Source organism: Aequorivita sinensis (assembly GCF_006346335.1).
Lineage (GTDB): Bacteria > Bacteroidota > Bacteroidia > Flavobacteriales > Flavobacteriaceae > Aequorivita > Aequorivita sinensis.
Window position 1 is genome coordinate 130,944 of sequence record NZ_VDMC01000001.1, and the last position, 19,925, is coordinate 150,868.

Below are 19,925 nucleotides of genomic sequence, written 5' to 3' on the forward strand. Positions count from 1 at the left end.
AAGGCTTACCAAATGGTAAGCCTTTTTTGTATCTGTATATTTCAATAGTTATTCTGAAGCTGGAGCACCTGATAAAATCTCATCATTAGCATAGGCTTCGAACTTTGAGAAGTTCTCTTTAAATGAATTTGAAAGTTCTTTAGCTTGAATATCATAAGCCTTTTTGTTCTTCCAAGTATCTTTCGGATTTAAGATTTCAGAAGGCACATTAGGGCAAGATTTAGGCATCATTAAGTTGAAGATTGGATGTTTTTCAAACTCAACACCTTTTAATTCACCTTCTAGTGCTGCAGCAATCATTGCACGAGTGTACTTTAATTTCATTCTGTTTCCAACTCCGTAAGGACCACCAGTCCATCCAGTGTTTATCAACCAAACATTCACACCAGAATCCTTCATCTTCTTACTTAACATTTCTGCATATTCTGTAGGGTGAAGTGGCATAAAAGGCGCACCAAAACAAGCTGAGAAGCTCGGTGTTGGCTCGTTAATCCCTTCTTCAGTACCAGCAACCTTTGCAGTGTATCCACTAATAAAGTGGTAAGCAGCTTGTCCTGGAGTTAATTTTGAAATTGGAGGTAACACACCAAAAGCATCAGCCGTTAAGAAGAAAATATTCTTCGGGTTTTCACCCATAGACGGCTTCTGAATATTATTAATATGGTAAATAGGATAACTTACACGCGTGTTTTGTGTGATAGTTGTATCGGCAAAATCTACTTCGCCTTTATCATTCATCACAACGTTTTCTAGAATAGCCCCAGGCTTAATTGCGTTGTAAATATCTGGTTCGTTTTCTTGAGAAAGGTTAATAACCTTTGCGTAACATCCACCTTCAAAGTTGAAGATCTTGTTATCTGCTGTCCAACCGTGCTCATCATCACCAATCAATCTGCGCTCTGGATCTGCAGAAAGTGTAGTTTTTCCTGTTCCTGAAAGACCAAAGAAAATAGCTGTTTCACCATCTTCTCCTACATTGGCAGAACAGTGCATTGGCATGGTATTTTTGTAAACAGGAAGTATAAAGTTAAGAGCAGAGAAAATCCCCTTCTTAATTTCACCTGTGTACCCAGTACCACCAATAAGTGCAATCTTTTTTGTAAAGTTTAAGATAGCAAAATTGTGCTGACGTGTTCCATCAACTTCAGGGTCTGCCATAAATCCTGGCGCATTTACAATTAACCACTCTGGATCAAAGCTTGCAAGCTCTTCATCTGTAGGACGAAGAAACATATTGTGAGCAAACATATTAGACCATGGAGTCTCAGTAATTACACGGATGTTAAGTTTGTAATCTTCTTCTGCACAAGCATAGCTATCGCGAACATATACATCTTTACCAGAAAGGTAATCTACAACCTTGTCGTAAAGCGCGTCAAACATACTTGGTGGAAATGGAATATTTATATTTCCCCACCATACTTTATCACGAGTTACATCGTCTTTTACAATAAACCTGTCTTTTGGAGATCTCCCTGTGAATTCCCCAGTATTAACAGCTAGGGCACCCGTGCTAGATTCCTTCCCCTGGCCCTTTTGTAAAGTTTCCTCGTGAAGTTCTTGAGATGAAAGTTGATACTTAACTTTTGCGTTTTTGATTCCATATTCATCTATGGAAATCGTTTTTTTAGTTTGGTTATTACCCACCATAACTTGTTTTAGTTTTTTGAAGTGTACAAAAATAACAATTCTTATACAGACTTCTGAATTTAAAATAAATTTATCGCTTCTTTAACGTTAAAATTCCAAATGCTAACAAAATCCAGCCTACCATAAACAATAAACCACCAATAGGTGTAATAAAACCTATAACCGATGTATCAAATGATAGAATTTCATTCATAGACAATAAATATATAGACCCTGAGAAAAATATAATGCCCGTAATAAATAACCAAAATATTTTCTTTTTTAGCTGCTGCGGTATTAAAGGAACTAGTCCTAAAAATAAAATTGCAAGGCCATGATACATTTGATAACGCACTCCAACTTCAAAAGTTATGAGAGATGATGAATTTAACACTTCCTTTAAACTATGCGCTCCGAATGCTCCAATACCAATGGTAATTGCTAAAATGATCGAGGCTGTTGCAGCTACATTTTTATCAAAAACTGTCATTTTTAAAATTTGGAATTAGTAATTTCGTCCTTCTTAAATAAACTTCAAAGTTAACAAAAAAACTCTCCCAATGAGAAACATATTAATAATAGGTGCAGGAAGATCAGCAACAAGTTTAATTCGGTATTTGCTAGACAAAAGTGAAGAAGAAAATCTTTTTATAACCATTGGTGACATTTCAGTACAATCTGCAAAGAAGTTAATTCAAAATCACCCAAATGCAAAAGGGATATTACTAGATGTTTTTAATGACGCACAACGAAAAGAAGCTGTTAAAAACAGTGATTTAGTAATCTCAATGTTACCAGCTCGCTATCATATTGAAGTAGCTAAAGACTGCCTAGCGCTTGGAAAAAACATGGTTACGGCTTCATATGTGAGCAAAGAAATGCAAGCTCTTAACCCTAAAGCTGAGGCAAAAGGACTAATTTTTATGAATGAAATAGGTCTTGACCCTGGTGTTGACCATATGAGTGCCATGCAAATAATAGACAGAATTAGAGCAAAAGGTGGTAAAATGCTTCTTTTTGAATCGTTTTGCGGTGGATTAATTGCTCCAGAAAGTGATGATAACCTGTGGAATTATAAATTTACTTGGAATCCGAGAAATGTAGTTTTAGCTGGTCAAGGTGGCGCGGCTGAATTTATTCAGGAAGGTAAGTACAAATACATCCCTTATCACAGACTTTTCCGTAGAACCGAATTTATCAATATTGAAGGCTATGGAAAATTTGAGGTGTTGGCAAACAGAAACTCACTGCAATATCAATCTGTTTATGGACTTGAAGACATTCTTACTTTATATCGCGGAACCATAAGAAGGGTTGGTTTTAGCAAAGCTTGGAATATGTTTGTTCAACTTGGAATGACGGATGACACTTACACCATCCCAGACTCTGAAAACTTAACTTATCGTGATTTCGTGAATTTATTCTTAGCTTATTCTCCAACAGATTCAGTTGAACTTAAGCTTCGCTATGCATTAAAAATCGATCAAGACGATTTAATGTGGGAAAAACTTGAGGAATTAGACATTTTCAACGATAAGAAAACTATTGGTATTAAGAATGCTACGCCTGCCATGGCTCTTCAAAAAATATTGGAGGAAAAATGGACTTTATCTGAAGAAGATAAAGATATGATTGTAATGTACCACAAATTTGGTTATGAACTAAATGGGGAAAAGCATCAAATTGACAGTCATATGACTTTAATTGGTGAAGATCAAACTCATACCGCCATGGCAAAGACAGTAGGATTACCTGTTGCTATCGCCGCCATAAAAATTCTTAACGGTGAAATTACTACACCTGGAGTTCAGCGCCCTATTGCTAAAGAAGTTTACGAACCAATCTTAAAAGAACTTGAGGATCACGGTGTAATTTTTAAAGAGGAAGAAGTGAAGTATTTAGGCTACAACCCAGAAAACCTTCACTTAGGATAATCACTTTATCTAAAGCTATAAACAATAAAAGCCTGCATTTTTGCAGGCTTTTATTGTTTATTTATAGTTTGATATTAATCTCTATTAAGGAATATTGAGATAAAATATAGTAAGGTTGCTAAAGACCCAATTGCAGCTACTACATAAGTTCTAGCCGCCCATTTTAAAGCATCTTTTGCACCTTCGTGTTCTTGTGGTGTCACCATATTATTTGTCTCCAACCAAACTAACGCTCTTTTACTAGCGTCAAATTCCACTGGAAGTGTAATAAAAGCAAAGGCAGTAGTCACTGCAAATAAGGCTATACCAATTCCAAATACCCAAGTTCCAAAAGCAGAACCAGTAGCAAATAAAATAAGTCCAGCCATAATCACAAAATTGGATAATTTACTAGATACACTTACTGCAGGAACAATTTTAGAACGAAGTTGCAACCAACTATAAGCAGTAGCATGCTGTACCGCGTGACCGCATTCGTGTGCAGCTACAGCCGCAGCCGCAGCATTTCGTTGCATATAAACTGGCTCACTTAGATTAATTGTTTTATCTGCCGGATTGTAGTGATCTGTTAATTGTCCCGCAACCGAGATAACTCTTACATCTGTAATTCCATTATCGGCAAGCATTTTTTCAGCGATTTCTTTACCGCTCATTCCATTTTGAAGATGGATCTTGCTGTATTTTTTAAACTTACTTTTTAGCTTATTGCTAACATACCAGCTTACCAAAAAGATAATCCCAGCAATTACATAATATCCCATCATAATTTTAATGTTTTAGGTTTGTTTGTTTCTTTTTCTATAACTTTTATAACTTGTGCTTTGTAAATCTACTTCGTAATTCTACAAGACACAAAGTTTTCAAAAACAATATATCAAAAAACGTGCAAAAATTTATCCTACAATATTTACAATCTTTCCAGGCACAATTATCACCTTTTTAGGCGTACGACCCTCTAAATATTGAGCTGTTTTCTCGTGTGACATTACGGCAGATTCTATTTCGTCTTTCGTTAAATCTAAAGAAAGCTCTAAGGTAAAGCGCATTTTCCCATTGAATGATATAGGATACTCTTTACTGCTTTCAACCAAATGTTTTTCATCAAACTTCGGGAAAGATACTGTAGCAATACTTTCAGAATGACCTAATTTATTCCAAAGCTCCTCTGCTATATGAGGTGCATAAGGTGAAATTAGAATAGCTAAAGGCTCTAATACTTCTCTTGAATTACATTTTTGTGCTGAAAGCTCATTCACTGCAATCATAAAAGATGAAACAGAAGTATTAAAACTAAAGTTTTCAATGTCTTCTTCTACTTTCTTTATTGTTTTATGCAGCGTTTTCATACTGTCTTTTGACGCCGCATCTTCTGAAACATTAAAGCTTTCATCTGCACCAGAGTGATACAACTTCCACAATTTTTTAAGGAAACCGTGTACTCCTGTAATTCCTGCAGTATTCCAAGGTTTTGCTTGTTCTAGAGGTCCAAGAAACATTTCGTACATCCTTAATGTATCAGCTCCGTACTGCTCGCAAATATCATCGGGATTAACTACATTGTATTTAGACTTAGACATTTTCTCTACCTCGCGAGAAACTTTGAAAGTTCCGTCTTCTTCGGTAATAAATTCTGCGTTTTTGAACTCTTCACGCCAATTTTTAAAAGCAGAGATATTCAGTTCGTTTTGAATGTTTACTAGTGAAACATCTGCGTGAATTGGCTGTGTTACATAATCCTTTGCCAAGGAAGAAGTTACAAATTTGTTTTCCCCTTCAATTCTATGAACAAACGCACTTTCACCCAAAATCATTCCTTGGTTAATAAGCTTTTTAAATGGTTCTTCTACAGGCACCAATCCGCGATCACTCATAAACTTCACCCAAAAACGGCTGTATAATAAATGTCCTGTTGCGTGTTCGCTACCACCTATATACAAGTCTACATTTTGCCAGTAGTCCATAGCTTCTTTAGAAGCGAAAACTTCGTTGCGTTTGGCATCTTCCATATAACGGAAGAAGTACCAGCTACTCCCGGCCCAACCAGGCATAGTGTTCAACTCAAGAGGGAAAATAGTTTTATTATCTACAAGTTTATTACTAACCACAGTAGCGTTTTCTGTATCCCAAGCCCAATTCTCTGCACGGCCTAATGGTGGCTCGCCTTCTTCGGTTGGCAAGTATTTTTCAACTTCAGGAAGGTGCAGTGGTAAACATTCAGTTGGTACTGCTTGTGGCATTCCATCTTTGTAGAAAATTGGAAATGGCTCTCCCCAATATCTTTGTCGGCTAAAAACTGCATCGCGTAAACGGTAGTTTATTTTACCTTCACCTACTCCTTTTTCTTCTAAAGCAGCGATGATTTTTTCTGTTGCCTGTTTATGATTTAAGTTGTTTAAGAAATCACTATTTGTGATAACTGTATTTTCTTTATCGGAATACGCTTCCTCTGAAATATCTACTCCTTTAAAAATATTTGGAATTGGTAAGTTGAAGTGTTTTGCGAAATCATAATCACGTTGGTCTCCACAAGGAACACTCATTACAGCACCAGTACCATATCCAGCCAATACATAATCCCCAATCCAAATAGGAATTGCCTCCCCTGAGAATGGATGTTCTGCATAAGCTCCTGTAAAAACTCCTGTGATGGTTTTAACATCTGCCATACGCTCGCGCTCACTGCGTTTTGCTGTAACAGCTATGTAATTTTCAACTGCTTCTTTTTGTTCATCAGTCGTAATTTCTGCAACTAATTCGTGTTCAGGTGCCAATACCATAAAGCTCACGCCGTAAATTGTGTCTGGACGGGTTGTGAACACTGGGATTTCAAATGGTGAGTTTTCTCCTGACCCTGAACTCATAACTCTGAACTTAACAGAAGCTCCTTTGCTTCTTCCAATCCAATTGGTTTGAGAATCTTTTAAAGGCTGTGGCCAATCGATATCCTTAAGACCGTCTAATAGGCGTTGTGCATATGCAGTAATTCGCATACTCCACTGCTTCATCTTTTTTCGGACTACAGGATAACCTCCGCGTTCAGAAACACCATTTACAATTTCGTCATTCGCCAAAACAGTCCCTAGCTCAGGACACCAATTTACTTCTGTTTCAGCTAAATATGTAAGCCTGTATTTTAAAAGGATTTCTTGTTTCTTAGTTTCAGAAAACTCTTTCCATTGTTCTGAAGTGAAAACCTCTACATCTTCATCACAAACTGCATTTACACTCTTGTTTCCTTCAGTAGAAAAAACATCTTGCAATTCTTCAATAGAACTTGCTTTGTCCACATCTTTATCATACCAACTTTCAAAAAGTTGTAAGAAAATCCATTGGGTCCATTTGTAATATTCGGGGTTTGAAGTACGAACTTCACGACTCCAATCGAATGAAAACCCAATTCTATCTAATTGTTTGCGATAGCCCTCAATTTCATTTCCATTTTTATCAACTCCACCTTCAATATTCACTTTTGTGGTTTCCGCTGGATGTTGTCCTGTTTGAATTGCATACTGTTCTGCCGGAAGTCCGAAAGAATCATAACCCATCGGGTGCAAAACATTAAAACCTTGATGACGCTTAAATCTTGAGTAAACATCACTAGCAATATAACCAAGTGGATGTCCTACGTGAAGTCCTGCTCCAGAAGGATAAGGAAACATATCCAAAACGTAGTATTTTGGCTTTCCACTGGTATTTTCAGCTTTAAAAGTTTGGTTTTTGGCCCAATATTCTTGCCATTTTGCTTCTATTTCGTTGAAGTGATATTTGCTCATTCTATTAGTTTCAAGTAAAAAAACAGCCCCTTGTTTATGTTCAGGAGATTGGGCACAAATTTACTGCTATTGTACGAAAGTCAAAACTTTAAACGTTGTTTAGTGCAAGATGCAAAATTACTTGTATTTTTACGGCAAAATTCTACAAACCCTATGAGTGCTTCTTTTGAAAAATATCAAAAACGCAGATTGATTTCTTCCTACTTTTCAGTAGTCATCAGTATATCACTAGTGCTATTTCTATTGGGATTACTGGGATTGTTAGTTTTAAATTCTAAAAAAGTAGCAGACTACTTTAAAGAACAAATTGCAATTACTGTTTTCCTTAAAGACAGCGCCAAAGAAGTTGAAATCACGCAACTCAAACAAAGTTTGGCTTTAGCAGAGTACACCAAAAGCGCTGAATTTGTTTCAAAAGAAGACGCTGCCAAGGAACACCAAGAGACTTTAGGAGAGAATTTTATAGAATATTTGGGCGAAAACCCGCTTCAAAATAGTATTGACGTATACATTTTAGCCGATTACGTTACGCCACAAAAAATGGAAGAAATCACTACAGAGCTGAAAGAAAAAGGTTTTGTAGATGATGTTATATACGACAAACCTTTAATTGCACAACTTACCGACAACGTTAAACGCATCAGCTTTTGGATTTTAGTGATTAGCGGTATTTTTACATTTATAGCTGTTTTACTAATAAATAGCAGCATTCGTCTTAGTATTTACGCAAAGAGGTTTACAATTAAAACAATGCAGATGGTAGGTGCTACCAAAAAGTTTATTCGCAAGCCATTTGTATGGAAAAGTGTACGTCTAGGAGTTATTGGTGCTATTGTAGCTATGATTGGAATGGGATTGGTGCTGTATTACTTAAACGAAAGCTTCCCACAACTTCAATTGTTAGGCGATAAAATTATGCTTGCAGGTTTATTTATCTTCATCTTTTTGATGGGGGTTTTAATTACCTGGATAAGTACTTTTATTGCTACGCAACGATTCTTAAACCTAAGAACTGACGATTTGTATTATTAGTGGTGAGTGGAAAATAAAAAATATTAAAAATGGGAGAGAAAAAAAATAAAGAAGGGTTTAAGCCAGACTTTGTGTTTGAACGTAAAAACTACAAGTTTATGCTTATTGGCATTGCATTTATCGCATTGGGATTTATTTTAATGACTGGCGGTGGAAGTGATGACCCAAATGTTTTTAATCCCGAAATTTATAATTGGAGAAGAATCCGTTTAGCTCCAGCCTTAGTCCTAATAGGATTTGCAATTGAAGTTTACGCCATTTTATTAAAACCTGATAACAAAGAACAGAATTAGTGGATTATCTAGACGCAATTATTCTTGGAGCTATCCAAGGATTTACTGAATTTTTACCTGTTTCTTCAAGTGGCCATCTTGAATTAGGAAAAGCAATATTAGGAGATACATCAGTCCCAGAAGAAAGTTTACTTTTTACTGTAATTCTTCACTTCGCTACGGCTTTAAGCACCATTGTAGTGTTTAGAAAAGATATCATTGAAATTGTTTCAGGGCTCTTTAAATTTCAATGGAACGAAGAAACTCAATTCATAACAAAAATTGTTCTCTCAATGATTCCAGCTGTTGTAATTGGCTTGCTTTTTGAAAAAGAATTAGAGTCATTTTTTGGCGGAAGTATTGCTTTTGTAGGGGCTATGCTAATTGTTACAGCAGTACTTTTATGGTTTGCCGATCTTGCAAAAAACACTGGAAAACCTGTAACATTCAAAGACTCAATTATTATTGGGGTTGCTCAAGCAATTGCTATGCTACCCGGTATATCTCGTAGTGGGGCTACAATTTCTACTTCAGTTTTATTAGGAAACGACAAGTCTAAAGCTGCTAGATTTTCATTTTTAATGGTCGTCCCATTAATTTTTGGAAAAATTGCAAAGGATCTACTTAGCGGTGATATTACAACGCACAGCACTAATTTTGGAACTTTAAGCGTCGGATTTATTGCAGCGTTTATTTGCGGACTTATAGCTTGTACTTGGATGATTTCCTTAGTTAAGAAGAGTAAACTACGTTATTTTTCAATCTACTGTGTGATAGTTGGTATTATTGCAATAGTAACCAGCTTATACATATAAATGACAGGAGAAGACTACAAAGAAGGCCAAGTAATATTAATCGACAAACCATTGGAATGGACATCTTTTCAAGCGGTAAACAAAGTGCGTTGGTTAATTAAAAAATCTTTCGGATTTAAGAAAATTAAAGTCGGTCACGCCGGCACTTTAGACCCACTCGCAACTGGCCTTTTAATAATTTGTTCAGGAAAGTTTACAAAGAAAATTGACACTTTTCAAGCTCAGGAAAAAGAGTACACAGGGACTTTCACTCTTGGAGCTACTACGCCCAGCTACGACCTAGAAACTGAAATAGATCAGAATTTCGATATTTCCGAAATCACTTCAGAACAAATACACGAGGCAACTAAGCAATTTATAGGTGAAATTCAGCAGCAACCCCCAGTATTTTCAGCGTTGAAAAAAGACGGGAAACGCCTTTATGAATTTGCTAGAAATGGCGAAGAAGTTGAAATTCCTTTTAGAAAAATAACTATTTCAGAGTTTGAAATAACAAGAATAGACCTTCCAAATGTAGACTTTAGAGTGGTTTGCAGTAAAGGCACTTACATCCGGTCTCTAGCTAACGATTTTGGCAAGGCTCTTAACAATGGTGCTCATCTATCTGCATTGCGCAGAACAAAGATTGGTGATTTTTCTGTGGCGAATGCTATAAGCATCTCAGACTTCGAATCTTCGCTCCCTAGTTAAAATATCTCTAATAGAGCCCTAATTTTCAAGTGTTTTGTGGAATTTTGTATAAAATTTCAGTACTTGCATAAATGAATTTTAATTATTCATATAAAGCTTTTTTAATAACTTCACTTCTTACAGGAAGTCTAGTGCTATTTCTATTTAGCATAAAACTTTCAAAGCAGAAGGAAGAACTCAACTATGATACCTATGAGGTTGAAATGGCAGATGAGGTATTGCCTGAAGAAAAAGAAGAGGAAATCGCGCAGTTAACTCCAGAAGTTAGTAGAATTGAAACAAACAAAGCTTTTAATGAGGCAGAAAAATATAAATCTCCTTTTGAAAGTGAAGATCGAGAATTAACTGAAACAACCGAAGGCAAGCTTCAGGAAATGCAAGAAGCCTTGGAGAATTCTAAAAACAGCTTGAACGGGAACATCTCAACTAAAGTCTCTAAACCTGAAAAAGAGAAAAAAACAAATTTTTCAAATACCGACAGTAATGATAAAGGTGAGGCTGTTGTAAAAGGTGGAAATAGAAACACAACCATTAGTTATCGATTAGTAAACCGCCAGGATATAGATTTACCTAATCCTGTTTATACTTGTTATGGCTATGGAAAGGTGGTGATAAATATTGAGGTAAATAATCTCGGGAAAGTTGTAAAAAACTCCTACAACAAAACAGCATCAACAACTTCCAATCAATGTTTGATAGATGCCGCTCTTGATTATTCAAAGCAAGCTCGTTTTACAACCGACGCTTCAAAAGAAAAACAATTGGGTACAATAACTTTCAATTTCCCAGGGCAACAATAATTTGTCCACTTAACGAAGTTGTAGTGGGTAGTTTCCATCTAAAGAATCAACTTATGGATAATAATAAAATACGCTGTGCTTGGTGCGGCACCGATCCGTTGTATATAAAATATCACGACGAAGAATGGGGAGTGCCAGTTAAGGATGACAAAATACTGTTTGAATTTCTTATTCTCGAGAGCTTTCAGGCGGGATTAAGTTGGATTACTATTCTTCGAAAAAGAGAAAACTTCAGGATGGCATTTGATAATTTCGATTACAAGAAAATAGCGAAATACAATCAGAATAAAATTGATGAATTACTTCAAAACAGTGGGATTATCCGAAATAAATTGAAAGTGAATTCTGCTGTATCCAACGCCAAGGCTTTTATGGAAATTCAAAATGAATTTGGAAGCTTCAGCAATTATATTTGGAGGTTTATTGACAATACACCGATTAAAAACAGTTGGAAAAACCACAAAGATGTTCCTGCAACCACTTCAATAAGTGATGCTATAAGTAAAGATTTAAAAAAAAGAGGTTTTAAATTTATGGGGAGTACTGTTGTTTATGCATATATGCAAGCGGTAGGGATGGTAAACGATCATATAACTGATTGTTTCCGTTATCAACAAGTTTAATTTTTCTAATAAATATTCTTCTTAGACTTCAATAAATTTGCAGCAGCAACTGCTTTCAGAGCTTGACGATAATGTGAATCTAATTCAGGATCTGTGTTTTTCTCAACAGAAAAAAATTTTCGAAACCAAGTAATTGCTTTGGAATATTCGCTATTATAATAATAAGCTATTGCTAAATGCTTATATATAAACGGTGTTCCGTACCCTTCGCGCACTACTTGCTCATAAACTCGTACTACATCAATATCCTTATTTACATCCATAACTTTATTGTTAGTTTGAGAATAAGAAATGGATGAGACACAGGCAATCAAAAAAACAGTAAAAAATGTTTGTTTTAAAGTCATTGGAGATGTGAGAGATAACATTACTTTCAAACAATCTTTATACTATACGTCAATAGTTAATAGTATGGATCATCCTTCCACAAAAAAACTGAAAATAAAGCGATTAAACGACAATTTTATTCAATTTAACACAAATAACTCTATTTAGATTTTAGTATTTTTAGAAAATCGTCTCTTTCTATCTCTTCTGCGCCTAAACTTTCTAAGTGTTCATTATATATCTGACAGTCGATTAATTTATAATCTTTTGCTTTTACAAACTCAGAAAGGTGATAAAAAGCAACTTTAGAAGCATCACCTACTAGGCTAAACATACTTTCACCACAAAATACTTTCTTATTTTGAAGGTCTATTCCGTATAGGCCACCCACTAGCCTATTGTCCTCCCAAACCTCAACAGAAACAGCGTGACCCGCATTGTGCAACGCTATATATGCTTGTTGCATCTCTTTAGTTATCCAAGTACCATTTTGACCCTTTCGTGGAACAGAGGCGCAGTATGAGATAACAGATTTAAAATCTTTATTGAAAGTAATTGTAAATTTTTTGTCTCTAATGTTTTTTCTCAGGCTTTTAGAAACTTTAAACTTATTTGGCTTTAGAATCATTCTTGGATTTGGACTCCACCAAAGCACTGGTTGTCCATCTTCATACCAAGGAAAAATACCAGAATTATATGCTAGTAATAATCGTTCGATAGAAAGATCACCACCAATAGCGAGAAGCCCATCTAACGTTGCTTCTTCTATATTTGGAAACCAAAGTTTTTCAGTTAAGAAATGCATTGTTCGAAATTGCTAAAAATGTTTCATAAAAAACCTCGAAACGTTTAATACGCATCGAGGTTTATATGTTTTATACTATTTTTAAAAAAGTATTTTTAAAAAGGAAGATCGTCGTGATCTTCTTCTTTAAAGTCGTTTGCAGGCTCAAAAGCATCTGCAGGTGGCATTGGAGGCATTCCTGAAGCATCAGGTGAATCTTGCGATAAACTCTCAATTCTCCAACCTTGAATACTATTAAAATACTTAGTTTCCCCTTGAGGGTTTACCCATTCACGACCACGTATATTGATACTAACTTTAACATCTTGTCCAACTTTGTATGCATTTAGCAAATCAGTTTTGTCTTGAACAAACTCTATCATTATAGTCTGTGGATACTGCTCCTCAGTAGTAATCACCATTTCGCGCTTTCTAAACCCATTGTTTCCAAAGGTTTTTGTTTCGTCTATTAATTTTATCTTTCCTTGTAATTCCATCCGTAATTATGTTACTGTGTTATTGGTATTTTTTATTTTTAATGCTATTCTCCTTTACAAAAAGGCAATTTTTATGCCTGATTACCTAGCAAAATTTTCCAAGCTTCGCTAATCTTCCCTTCACTTAGAAACTCGTGAGCTTTTTTATGAATTGCCTCAATATTGTTTGAAGATATTAAATCTTTTAGTTCTGTTGAAGAATCTATAAAAGTACGAATTTCTTCTGTATTTGGAAAACTTTCAACGTTACCCAGCACCCCTAAGTCATTACCAGTCAATACTTTGCTGTTTCTGACAGCTTCAGGAAGCTTATCCACCCCTATTCCTAGGGTTCTCAATGGTTTTGGCACTTCAAAGAGTCCGTTTTTAGCGCGACTATACCAATTTCCTCCAAGTCGAGAAACTGTATCAATCTTAAATGGATCGATAGCACCGTCGTCGTCAAGAATGTTTTCTTTAATATGAAGTTTTACAACTTCACATATAACCAAGTTACCAGCTCCACCTTCTTTTCCGAGTGAAATTACGTCGTTTACTTTACACTCTAATTGCACTGGTGCTTCAGCAACACGAGGAGGTGTAATTAAATCGGAAGCCTCTTCGGTAAATCCGGCTTTGATAAATTCGTTAACACCTTTGTCGTACTCCGTAGAAGAAAGTGACACTTGTTGCACCATATCATAACTTACAATGTTTATAACCACTTCTGGTACTTCTAAAACATTTTCATAAGTGTGTTTAGTAGTGTTATCACGCCCTCTTCTTGCCGGTGAAAACACTAAGATAGGGGGTTTGGCACTAAAAACATTAAAAAAACTAAATGGCGAAAGATTTACATTTCCTTCGCTATCGATTGTACTCGCAAAGCATATAGGCCTTGGAGACACAGCCCCTAAAAGGTAACCGTGTAATTTTGCTGTTGATAATTCGTGTGGTTCTATAGAAATCATAGAATGCAAAGGTATCAAAGATTATAGCTTGTAAAAATTTGATTGTACAATAATATCAACATATTTGCTTTATATTTATTCAGGTAAAATTTTCTTTATGCTTCAGAAAAAAACGTTTTCACGTTGGGCTTTTATTATCGCTTCAGTTTTTATAGTGGGGCTTATTTTATGGAACACCTATATTTTCTTTAATCAACTTAAAGAAAACGAGCGAGCTAAAATGGAAATATGGGCTGCTGCATATAATGATTTTCTGCAAAATAACAGTCTCGATACTCCTGTTGGAGATGTAATTCTTACGGTTATTCAAGGAAATGTTACTACTCCAATGATATTATATACTCATAAAGAAGATATATATACCGATAGAAATATTGATCCAAACGATATAAATACGCGAGAGAAAAAGGAGAAGTTAATCAAGCAATTTTCTTCGGAATACACTCCAATAGAAATTCGAAATGAAAACAATCTACTTGCCACAATTTATTATGGTAACTCACCAGTTATTAACAAGTTGAAATATTATCCGGCATTTTTAATTTTAATTATTTTTCTTTTCATTTTAGCTATTTATCTATTCTATAAAACATCTAAATCTGCTGAACAAAATAGACTTTGGGCCGGAATGGCAAAGGAAACAGCGCATCAAATAGGTACTCCGCTTTCATCTTTGGTAGGTTGGACTGAAATTCTAAAAACTGAAAATGTAAATCCTGAGTATATTACTGAAATGGAAAAAGATGTTTCAAGGCTTGAAAAGATTACAGATAGATTTTCAAAAATTGGTTCTGTTCCAAAGTTGGAAAAACACGATTTAGTTGAAGAAACAAAAACAACATTTGAATATTTACAAAAGCGCTCTTCAAAGCTCATAGAATTTCAACTGGATATTCCTGAAAATCCAATATACGTTCAAATGAATCCACAGCTATACAGTTGGACAATTGAAAATTTAGTTAAAAATGGGATTGATGCAATGCGTGGAAAAGGGAAGATAAGTATTTCTATAGCGCAAAACTCAAGATTTGCTTATGTACATATTTCTGATACAGGAAAAGGACTTACCAAAAGTGAGTTTAGAAGAATATTCACACCTGGACATACCACAAAAAAACGCGGTTGGGGTTTGGGATTATCACTTGCAAAACGTATAATTGAGGAATATCACAAGGGAAAAATTCGTGTGTTGAAAAGTGTTCCTAACGAAGGAACTACTATGGAAATTGCTCTTAAAACTAACGTTTAAAAATGTCGACAAAAACTCATACGTTGCATACTGCACGTTCTAAAAATAATTGCCCAAACTGTTTTGGGACAGACGGGCTTGAATTTACATTTTTTCAAGATGAAATAGAAACGCTGTTTTATAAAAAGCCTGTAAAACAAATGGAGGAAAAGCTCTATTGCCATACTTGTACTACCATAATTTATCCAGTAAATTGGACTGAAGACATTGAGCGGGTTTATGAATACAATAAAAAAATAGCGGAAACCAATAAACATAATTTACAGGTAAAACCGCTATTCTATATTGTACTAATTGCAGCAATTATATTAATTGCCTTGAGTATTTACTTTTTGATGAACGCTTTATGAATTTAAATTTTCAGCGATTTTAGTTGCTAATGCTTTAAACTCCTCATCCTTCATATCTATTTTTTTGGTAAAACGCATGTCATCCATTTCATTTAAAGGGATAAGATGCACGTGAACATGTGGTACTTCAAGGCCAACAACTGCCATGCCCACGCGTTTACAAGGAACAGATTTTTCTATAGCATGAGCAACTTTACGGGAAAATTGCATCAATTGTAGATACATATGTTCTCCCATATCGAATATCTTGTCAATTTCTTCTTTTGGCACACAAAGGGTATGTCCTTTAGAGTTGGGGTTTATATCCAAAAAAGCAATAAACTTATCGTCCTCTGCTACTTTATAAGCTGGGATTTCTCCTTCAATGATTTTTGTGAAAATTGACGCCATATTTAATCTCTTGAGATTTCTAATATATCAAATTTAAGAATTCCATTAGGAACTTGAATTTCAGCTACTTCGCCTTGCTTCTTACCTAAAAGACCTTTTCCGATAGGTGAATCTACTGAAATTTTTCCAGCTTTTAAATCTGCTTCGCTCTGAGCTACCAATTTATAGGTCATTTCCATACCATTAGTTTGGTTTTTTAACTTAACAGTAGAGTGCACTAGTATTTTACTAGTATCTAATTGAGATTCATCTATCAAACGGGCATTAGCAAGTACAGCTTCAAGTTTAGAGATTTTCATCTCCAACATAGCTTGTGCCTCTTTGGCAGCATCATATTCGGCATTCTCACTTAAATCACCTTTATCACGGGCTTCAGCAATAGCATTAGAAGCTCTTGGACGCTCTACATCACGTAAGTGATCTATTTCATCTCTTAATTTTTTTAACCCTTCGGCTGTGTAATAAGATACTTTACTCATAACTTCATCGTTTGTGTATGTAAAACATACATATTCTATATATATAATAAAATCCCGACACGTGCGGGACTAACTTTAATAAACTGAAAAAATCCCATGCGATGATGGGATTATATCAAACAAATATACTAAAAATTTACATCTTATGTAAATTGTTGTAATTTCGAACTTTAAATTTAATTCATTTTAATGAAAAAAACACTTTATTTACTGATAATCACGATAGTAATTGCTTCTTGTTCAAAAAGCGACGATAAACGTGAACGCAATCCTTACTTAACCGATCCCTTAGTAAGCTTAAATCTAAACTTAAACCTCCCAGAATACAACCCGTTGCGTTTTCCTGGCAATTATGTAATTGTTAACCAAGGAATAAAGGGAATCGTTGTGTATTGTGTTAGCGAACAAATGTATTTGGCTTTCGACCTTACCGATCCAAACCACGCTCCTAGCAACTGTTCGCGTATGGATATAGATGGTATTACAGCATCTTGTCCTTGTCCTAACGATGAAAACTCATATTATATTACATCAGGGAGGCATATTTCAGAACCTGATTTAAAATATCCTATGCAACAATATAGAGCTGAAAGAAGTGGAAACAATGTTATTATAAATAACTAACACTTTAAGTTAACTCAATACTCTCTTACGATATTTTACAAAACAAAGACTCCGCTAATTTTATCGGAGTCTTTGTGTTTATTTAGAACTTTATTGTAGCTCCTAAAAGAAAGTTTGTTGTTGCCTGCGGATAATAACCCGCACCTTCAATTGTAGTAACCGTTCCAGGATTACTAAAATCATCGTCCCAAGTGTAGAAGTATCCGTTAGACACATATTTTACATTGAAAATATTATTCACTAATCCAGAGAAAACAATTTCTTTAACCCAAGGTAAGTTATCTAAAGTATAAACAATATTAAGGTCGTTAATAAAGAAGCTATCCAACTTTGAAGCTTCACTATCAATATTTCCCATGTACTGCTCCCCTACAAATTTTGAAAGCAAGCCTATTTGAAAGTTTTTTGTTGGTGAATATTCAAGCATATTTCCAGCAACTACAGATGGAGAAAATGAAATATTTGTTTTTCCAAGATTAACAAGCTCCCCATCACGAGATGTAACAAAATCTATGTTTTTGTTTGTACTTAAAGCAATATTAGGAAGAGTTCTTAGGTTTTTCAAAAGGTGAATTTCTGCATCAACTTCAAGGCCTAAACGGTAGCTTTTCCCACTACTTGTTCTTAAAGCAGCTCCTACATCATTCAATTCACCAGAAAGCACCAATTGGTCCTTATAGTGCATATAGTAAATGTTTGTATTAACTTTTGTTTTCGCAGAACCAAATCTCCACCCTAACTCAAAATCATCTAATTTTTCTGGAGTAGTAATTCCTTGTTCGTAATCATTTCTTGAAGGTTCACGATGTGCTTTACCATAAGAGAAGTAAAATTGATTTGATGGATTCAATTTATAAGTCAAACCAGCTTTTGGATTAAAAAAAGCGTAATCTTCATCAATCTCCATTAAAACCAAATCAGAAGTAATACCAGTAGTGTTATAGTTTAAAAATCTTCCTTGTAAATCTCCAAATACACTTAACCTATCGTTTAATCTGTAAGTAGCTTTTGAGAAAATAGTAAACTCACTCTTTTCCCCATTACTATCGTAATAACGGTCTCTAATTTCTGAAGCACTAGCATATCTCGCCCAAATTACTTCTCCGTAATGATCTCCAGTATAATAGCTGTAAAATGCACCTCCCGTAAAATCTATAGTATTGTTTTTGTAATTAACAGTGGCATTACCCGCATAAAAATGATTATCTAGCCAACGACGACGGATTACATCGGTTCTATTAATTGTGTCACCACCTATATATAGAGGCTCAAACCCATAAGTTTTAAACTTTTGATCTTCTTTATATTGTTCAAAATATCCTTTTCCTCTAGTGTAGTTAAAAGATAAGTTTGTACTCCAATTACTATCATAGCGCTGATTCCATAGTAACTGATAATGATCTTGAGCGTAATCGTCTATTTCGTTATCATAAAACTGTATGTTTTCATTTTCATCGGTATACATACCTGCAGAGTTGAAGGTTCTATCATTTTCAAGTTTCTCAGGATCTTCTAGACCATTCCAAGACTGATAAGTAATATTTTTCCCTCCAAAAGTTAAGGCCTTAATTAAAGTGTTGTCATCCACAAATGCAGCCTGAAGAAAGTACGATTTTAAGTCTGAGCTCGCTCTATCGATATAGCCATCAGATTTAATTGTTGACAATCTACCCGATACTTCAAAATGGTTAGAAAGTAAGCCGGTACTAAATTTAACGTTGTGTTTATGTGTATTGTAACTTCCAAAAGAATTAGAGATTTCGCCATATGCATCATTTGATACTGCATCGCTTAACAAGTTTAAACTTGCACCAAAAGCTCCAGAACCATTTGTAGAAGTTCCAACACCTCTTTGAAGCTGTAAGCTTTGTACTGAAGATGTGAAATCTGGTAAATTAACCCAGAAAGTACCTTGGCTTTCAGAATCGTTATAAGGTATTCCGTTCAGCGTAACATTTACACGAGAAGCATCACTACCACGAACACGGATGTAAGTATATCCTACTCCTGCTCCAGCATCACTAGTAGTAACTACAGACGGCATATAACTTAACATATAAGGGATGTCTTGCCCTAGATTTCTTTTTTCCAGTTCTTCTTTCCCAATATTTGAGTGGGTAATTGGTGAATCGGCATCTACGCGAATAGCTTGAACCAAAACCTCATCCAACGTTTCTGTGGTTTTTACAAGAGTAATATTAAACTCCATATCACCATTTACAACAATAGATCTAGTTTCGGCATTATATCCTAAGTGACTAAAAACAATTGATTGAACTCCATGATTTACGGTCACACTATAGTTTCCATCAAAATCGGTAATTGTTCCGCTGTTACTTTTTAAAACAACATTAGCTCCAGCTAAAGGCTCCCCATCAGAATTAGTTACAGTTCCAGAAACAATATGTTCCTGGGCAAATGTGATGAAGCTAAAAAAGGCAAATACTGAAAAAATCAATAACTTTTTCATTCGTAATAGTTTAAAGTTTACGAATAAAAGGGGCGTTATTCTTGGTTTATTAAATGGTTTTAAATAAAAAATCCCTGAAAATATTGCGTCGCGCAATATCACAGGGGTCCTAATAATTTTCCCTTAGCAGCATTACCTGCTCAGGTTCTTTGGGTATAATCTCAGCTTCTTCAAGTATAGAGTTCAAAGTTTTGAGTTTAAAGTTTTTCAACCTACCACTCAATTCTAATAACTCTT

General features: G+C 35.1%; 21 protein-coding genes. 10 read left to right on the forward strand and 11 right to left on the reverse strand.

Going from position 1 to position 19,925, the window contains the following annotated elements:
• Positions 1-48 precede the first annotated feature (48 nt).
• The gene (gene pckA / locus FHP04_RS00620) at positions 49-1,650 is read right to left on the reverse strand and encodes a phosphoenolpyruvate carboxykinase (ATP) (protein WP_139853897.1); all 1,602 of its coding nucleotides are present in this window, start codon (positions 1,648-1,650) and stop codon (positions 49-51) included.
• 70 nt (positions 1,651-1,720) lie between these two features.
• A complete protein-coding gene (locus FHP04_RS00625) occupies positions 1,721-2,119 on the reverse strand; it encodes a DUF423 domain-containing protein (protein ID WP_139853898.1) in 399 nt (132 codons plus the stop codon).
• Positions 2,120-2,189: 70 nt separating this feature from the next.
• On the opposite strand from FHP04_RS00625, the gene FHP04_RS00630 reads away from it, so the two are divergent.
• A complete protein-coding gene (locus FHP04_RS00630; protein WP_139853899.1) occupies positions 2,190-3,563 on the forward strand; it encodes a saccharopine dehydrogenase family protein in 1,374 nt (457 codons plus the stop codon).
• Between the two features lie 74 nt (positions 3,564-3,637).
• On the opposite strand, the gene FHP04_RS00635 is transcribed toward FHP04_RS00630, so the two are convergent.
• Both FHP04_RS00635 and leuS read right to left on the reverse strand, forming a co-directional pair.
• Complete coding sequence (locus tag FHP04_RS00635; protein WP_139853900.1) at positions 3,638-4,327, reverse strand: zinc metallopeptidase; 690 nt, start codon at positions 4,325-4,327, stop codon at positions 3,638-3,640.
• Between the two features lie 129 nt (positions 4,328-4,456).
• Positions 4,457-7,336 carry a leucine--tRNA ligase gene (gene leuS, locus FHP04_RS00640; RefSeq protein WP_139853901.1) on the reverse strand — a complete coding sequence of 960 codons (2,880 nt, stop codon included), beginning with the start codon at positions 7,334-7,336 and terminating at the stop codon, positions 4,457-4,459.
• A 153-nt stretch (positions 7,337-7,489) separates the two neighbouring features.
• Here leuS and FHP04_RS00645 point away from each other — a divergent pair, with 153 nt between their 5' ends.
• From FHP04_RS00645 to FHP04_RS00670, 6 genes are all read left to right on the forward strand, one after another.
• Complete coding sequence (locus tag FHP04_RS00645) at positions 7,490-8,368, forward strand: cell division protein FtsX (RefSeq protein ID WP_139854408.1); 879 nt, start codon at positions 7,490-7,492, stop codon at positions 8,366-8,368.
• Positions 8,369-8,397: 29 nt separating this feature from the next.
• Complete coding sequence (locus FHP04_RS00650) at positions 8,398-8,661, forward strand: DUF3098 domain-containing protein (RefSeq protein WP_139853902.1); 264 nt, start codon at positions 8,398-8,400, stop codon at positions 8,659-8,661.
• Positions 8,661-9,455, forward strand: a complete 795-nt coding sequence (locus FHP04_RS00655; protein WP_139853903.1) for an undecaprenyl-diphosphate phosphatase — start codon at positions 8,661-8,663, stop codon at positions 9,453-9,455. The genes FHP04_RS00650 and FHP04_RS00655 overlap by 1 nt, the downstream gene beginning before the upstream one ends.
• Positions 9,456-10,145, forward strand: coding sequence for a tRNA pseudouridine(55) synthase TruB (gene truB / locus FHP04_RS00660; RefSeq protein WP_139853904.1), 690 nt, complete (start codon positions 9,456-9,458; stop codon positions 10,143-10,145).
• 71 nt (positions 10,146-10,216) lie between these two features.
• Positions 10,217-10,945 (forward strand): hypothetical protein, encoded by a 729-nt coding sequence (locus tag FHP04_RS00665; protein WP_139853905.1) that lies wholly within the window; start codon positions 10,217-10,219, stop codon positions 10,943-10,945.
• Positions 10,946-10,998: 53 nt separating this feature from the next.
• The gene (locus FHP04_RS00670) at positions 10,999-11,568 is read left to right on the forward strand and encodes a DNA-3-methyladenine glycosylase I (protein ID WP_139853906.1); all 570 of its coding nucleotides are present in this window, start codon (positions 10,999-11,001) and stop codon (positions 11,566-11,568) included.
• A 5-nt stretch (positions 11,569-11,573) separates the two neighbouring features.
• Here FHP04_RS00670 and FHP04_RS00675 read toward each other — a convergent pair whose 3' ends face one another.
• The 4 genes from FHP04_RS00675 to FHP04_RS00690 form a co-directional block, all read right to left on the reverse strand.
• Positions 11,574-11,831, reverse strand: coding sequence for a hypothetical protein (locus tag FHP04_RS00675; RefSeq protein ID WP_139853907.1), 258 nt, complete (start codon positions 11,829-11,831; stop codon positions 11,574-11,576).
• A gap of 224 nt (positions 11,832-12,055) precedes the next feature.
• Positions 12,056-12,700 carry a leucyl/phenylalanyl-tRNA--protein transferase gene (gene aat / locus FHP04_RS00680; protein ID WP_139853908.1) on the reverse strand — a complete coding sequence of 215 codons (645 nt, stop codon included), beginning with the start codon at positions 12,698-12,700 and terminating at the stop codon, positions 12,056-12,058.
• A 95-nt stretch (positions 12,701-12,795) separates the two neighbouring features.
• A complete protein-coding gene (locus tag FHP04_RS00685; protein ID WP_139853909.1) occupies positions 12,796-13,176 on the reverse strand; it encodes a DUF3127 domain-containing protein in 381 nt (126 codons plus the stop codon).
• Positions 13,177-13,247: 71 nt separating this feature from the next.
• A complete protein-coding gene (locus tag FHP04_RS00690) occupies positions 13,248-14,126 on the reverse strand; it encodes a flavin reductase family protein (protein WP_139853910.1) in 879 nt (292 codons plus the stop codon).
• Positions 14,127-14,223: 97 nt separating this feature from the next.
• Between FHP04_RS00690 and FHP04_RS00695 the strand changes: the two genes are divergently transcribed.
• Positions 14,224-15,375 carry a sensor histidine kinase gene (locus tag FHP04_RS00695; RefSeq protein ID WP_139853911.1) on the forward strand — a complete coding sequence of 384 codons (1,152 nt, stop codon included), beginning with the start codon at positions 14,224-14,226 and terminating at the stop codon, positions 15,373-15,375.
• A 2-nt stretch (positions 15,376-15,377) separates the two neighbouring features.
• Entirely contained in the window at positions 15,378-15,725 is a 348-nt protein-coding gene (locus tag FHP04_RS00700) for a hypothetical protein (RefSeq protein ID WP_139853912.1), read from the forward strand.
• On the opposite strand, the gene FHP04_RS00705 is transcribed toward FHP04_RS00700, so the two are convergent.
• A complete protein-coding gene (locus tag FHP04_RS00705; RefSeq protein WP_139853913.1) occupies positions 15,720-16,115 on the reverse strand; it encodes an HIT family protein in 396 nt (131 codons plus the stop codon). The two genes, FHP04_RS00700 and FHP04_RS00705, sit on opposite strands and share 6 nt — an antisense overlap.
• A 2-nt stretch (positions 16,116-16,117) precedes the next feature.
• Positions 16,118-16,594 (reverse strand): transcription elongation factor GreA, encoded by a 477-nt coding sequence (greA, locus tag FHP04_RS00710; RefSeq protein WP_139853914.1) that lies wholly within the window; start codon positions 16,592-16,594, stop codon positions 16,118-16,120.
• Between the two features lie 189 nt (positions 16,595-16,783).
• Here greA and FHP04_RS00715 point away from each other — a divergent pair, with 189 nt between their 5' ends.
• Entirely contained in the window at positions 16,784-17,218 is a 435-nt protein-coding gene (locus FHP04_RS00715; RefSeq protein ID WP_139853915.1) for a hypothetical protein, read from the forward strand.
• Positions 17,219-17,300: 82 nt separating this feature from the next.
• Here the strand turns inward: FHP04_RS00715 and FHP04_RS00720 are convergent, their stop codons facing one another.
• Positions 17,301-19,688, reverse strand: a complete 2,388-nt coding sequence (locus tag FHP04_RS00720; protein ID WP_139853916.1) for a TonB-dependent receptor — start codon at positions 19,686-19,688, stop codon at positions 17,301-17,303.
• Positions 19,689-19,925: the final 237 nt, after the last annotated feature.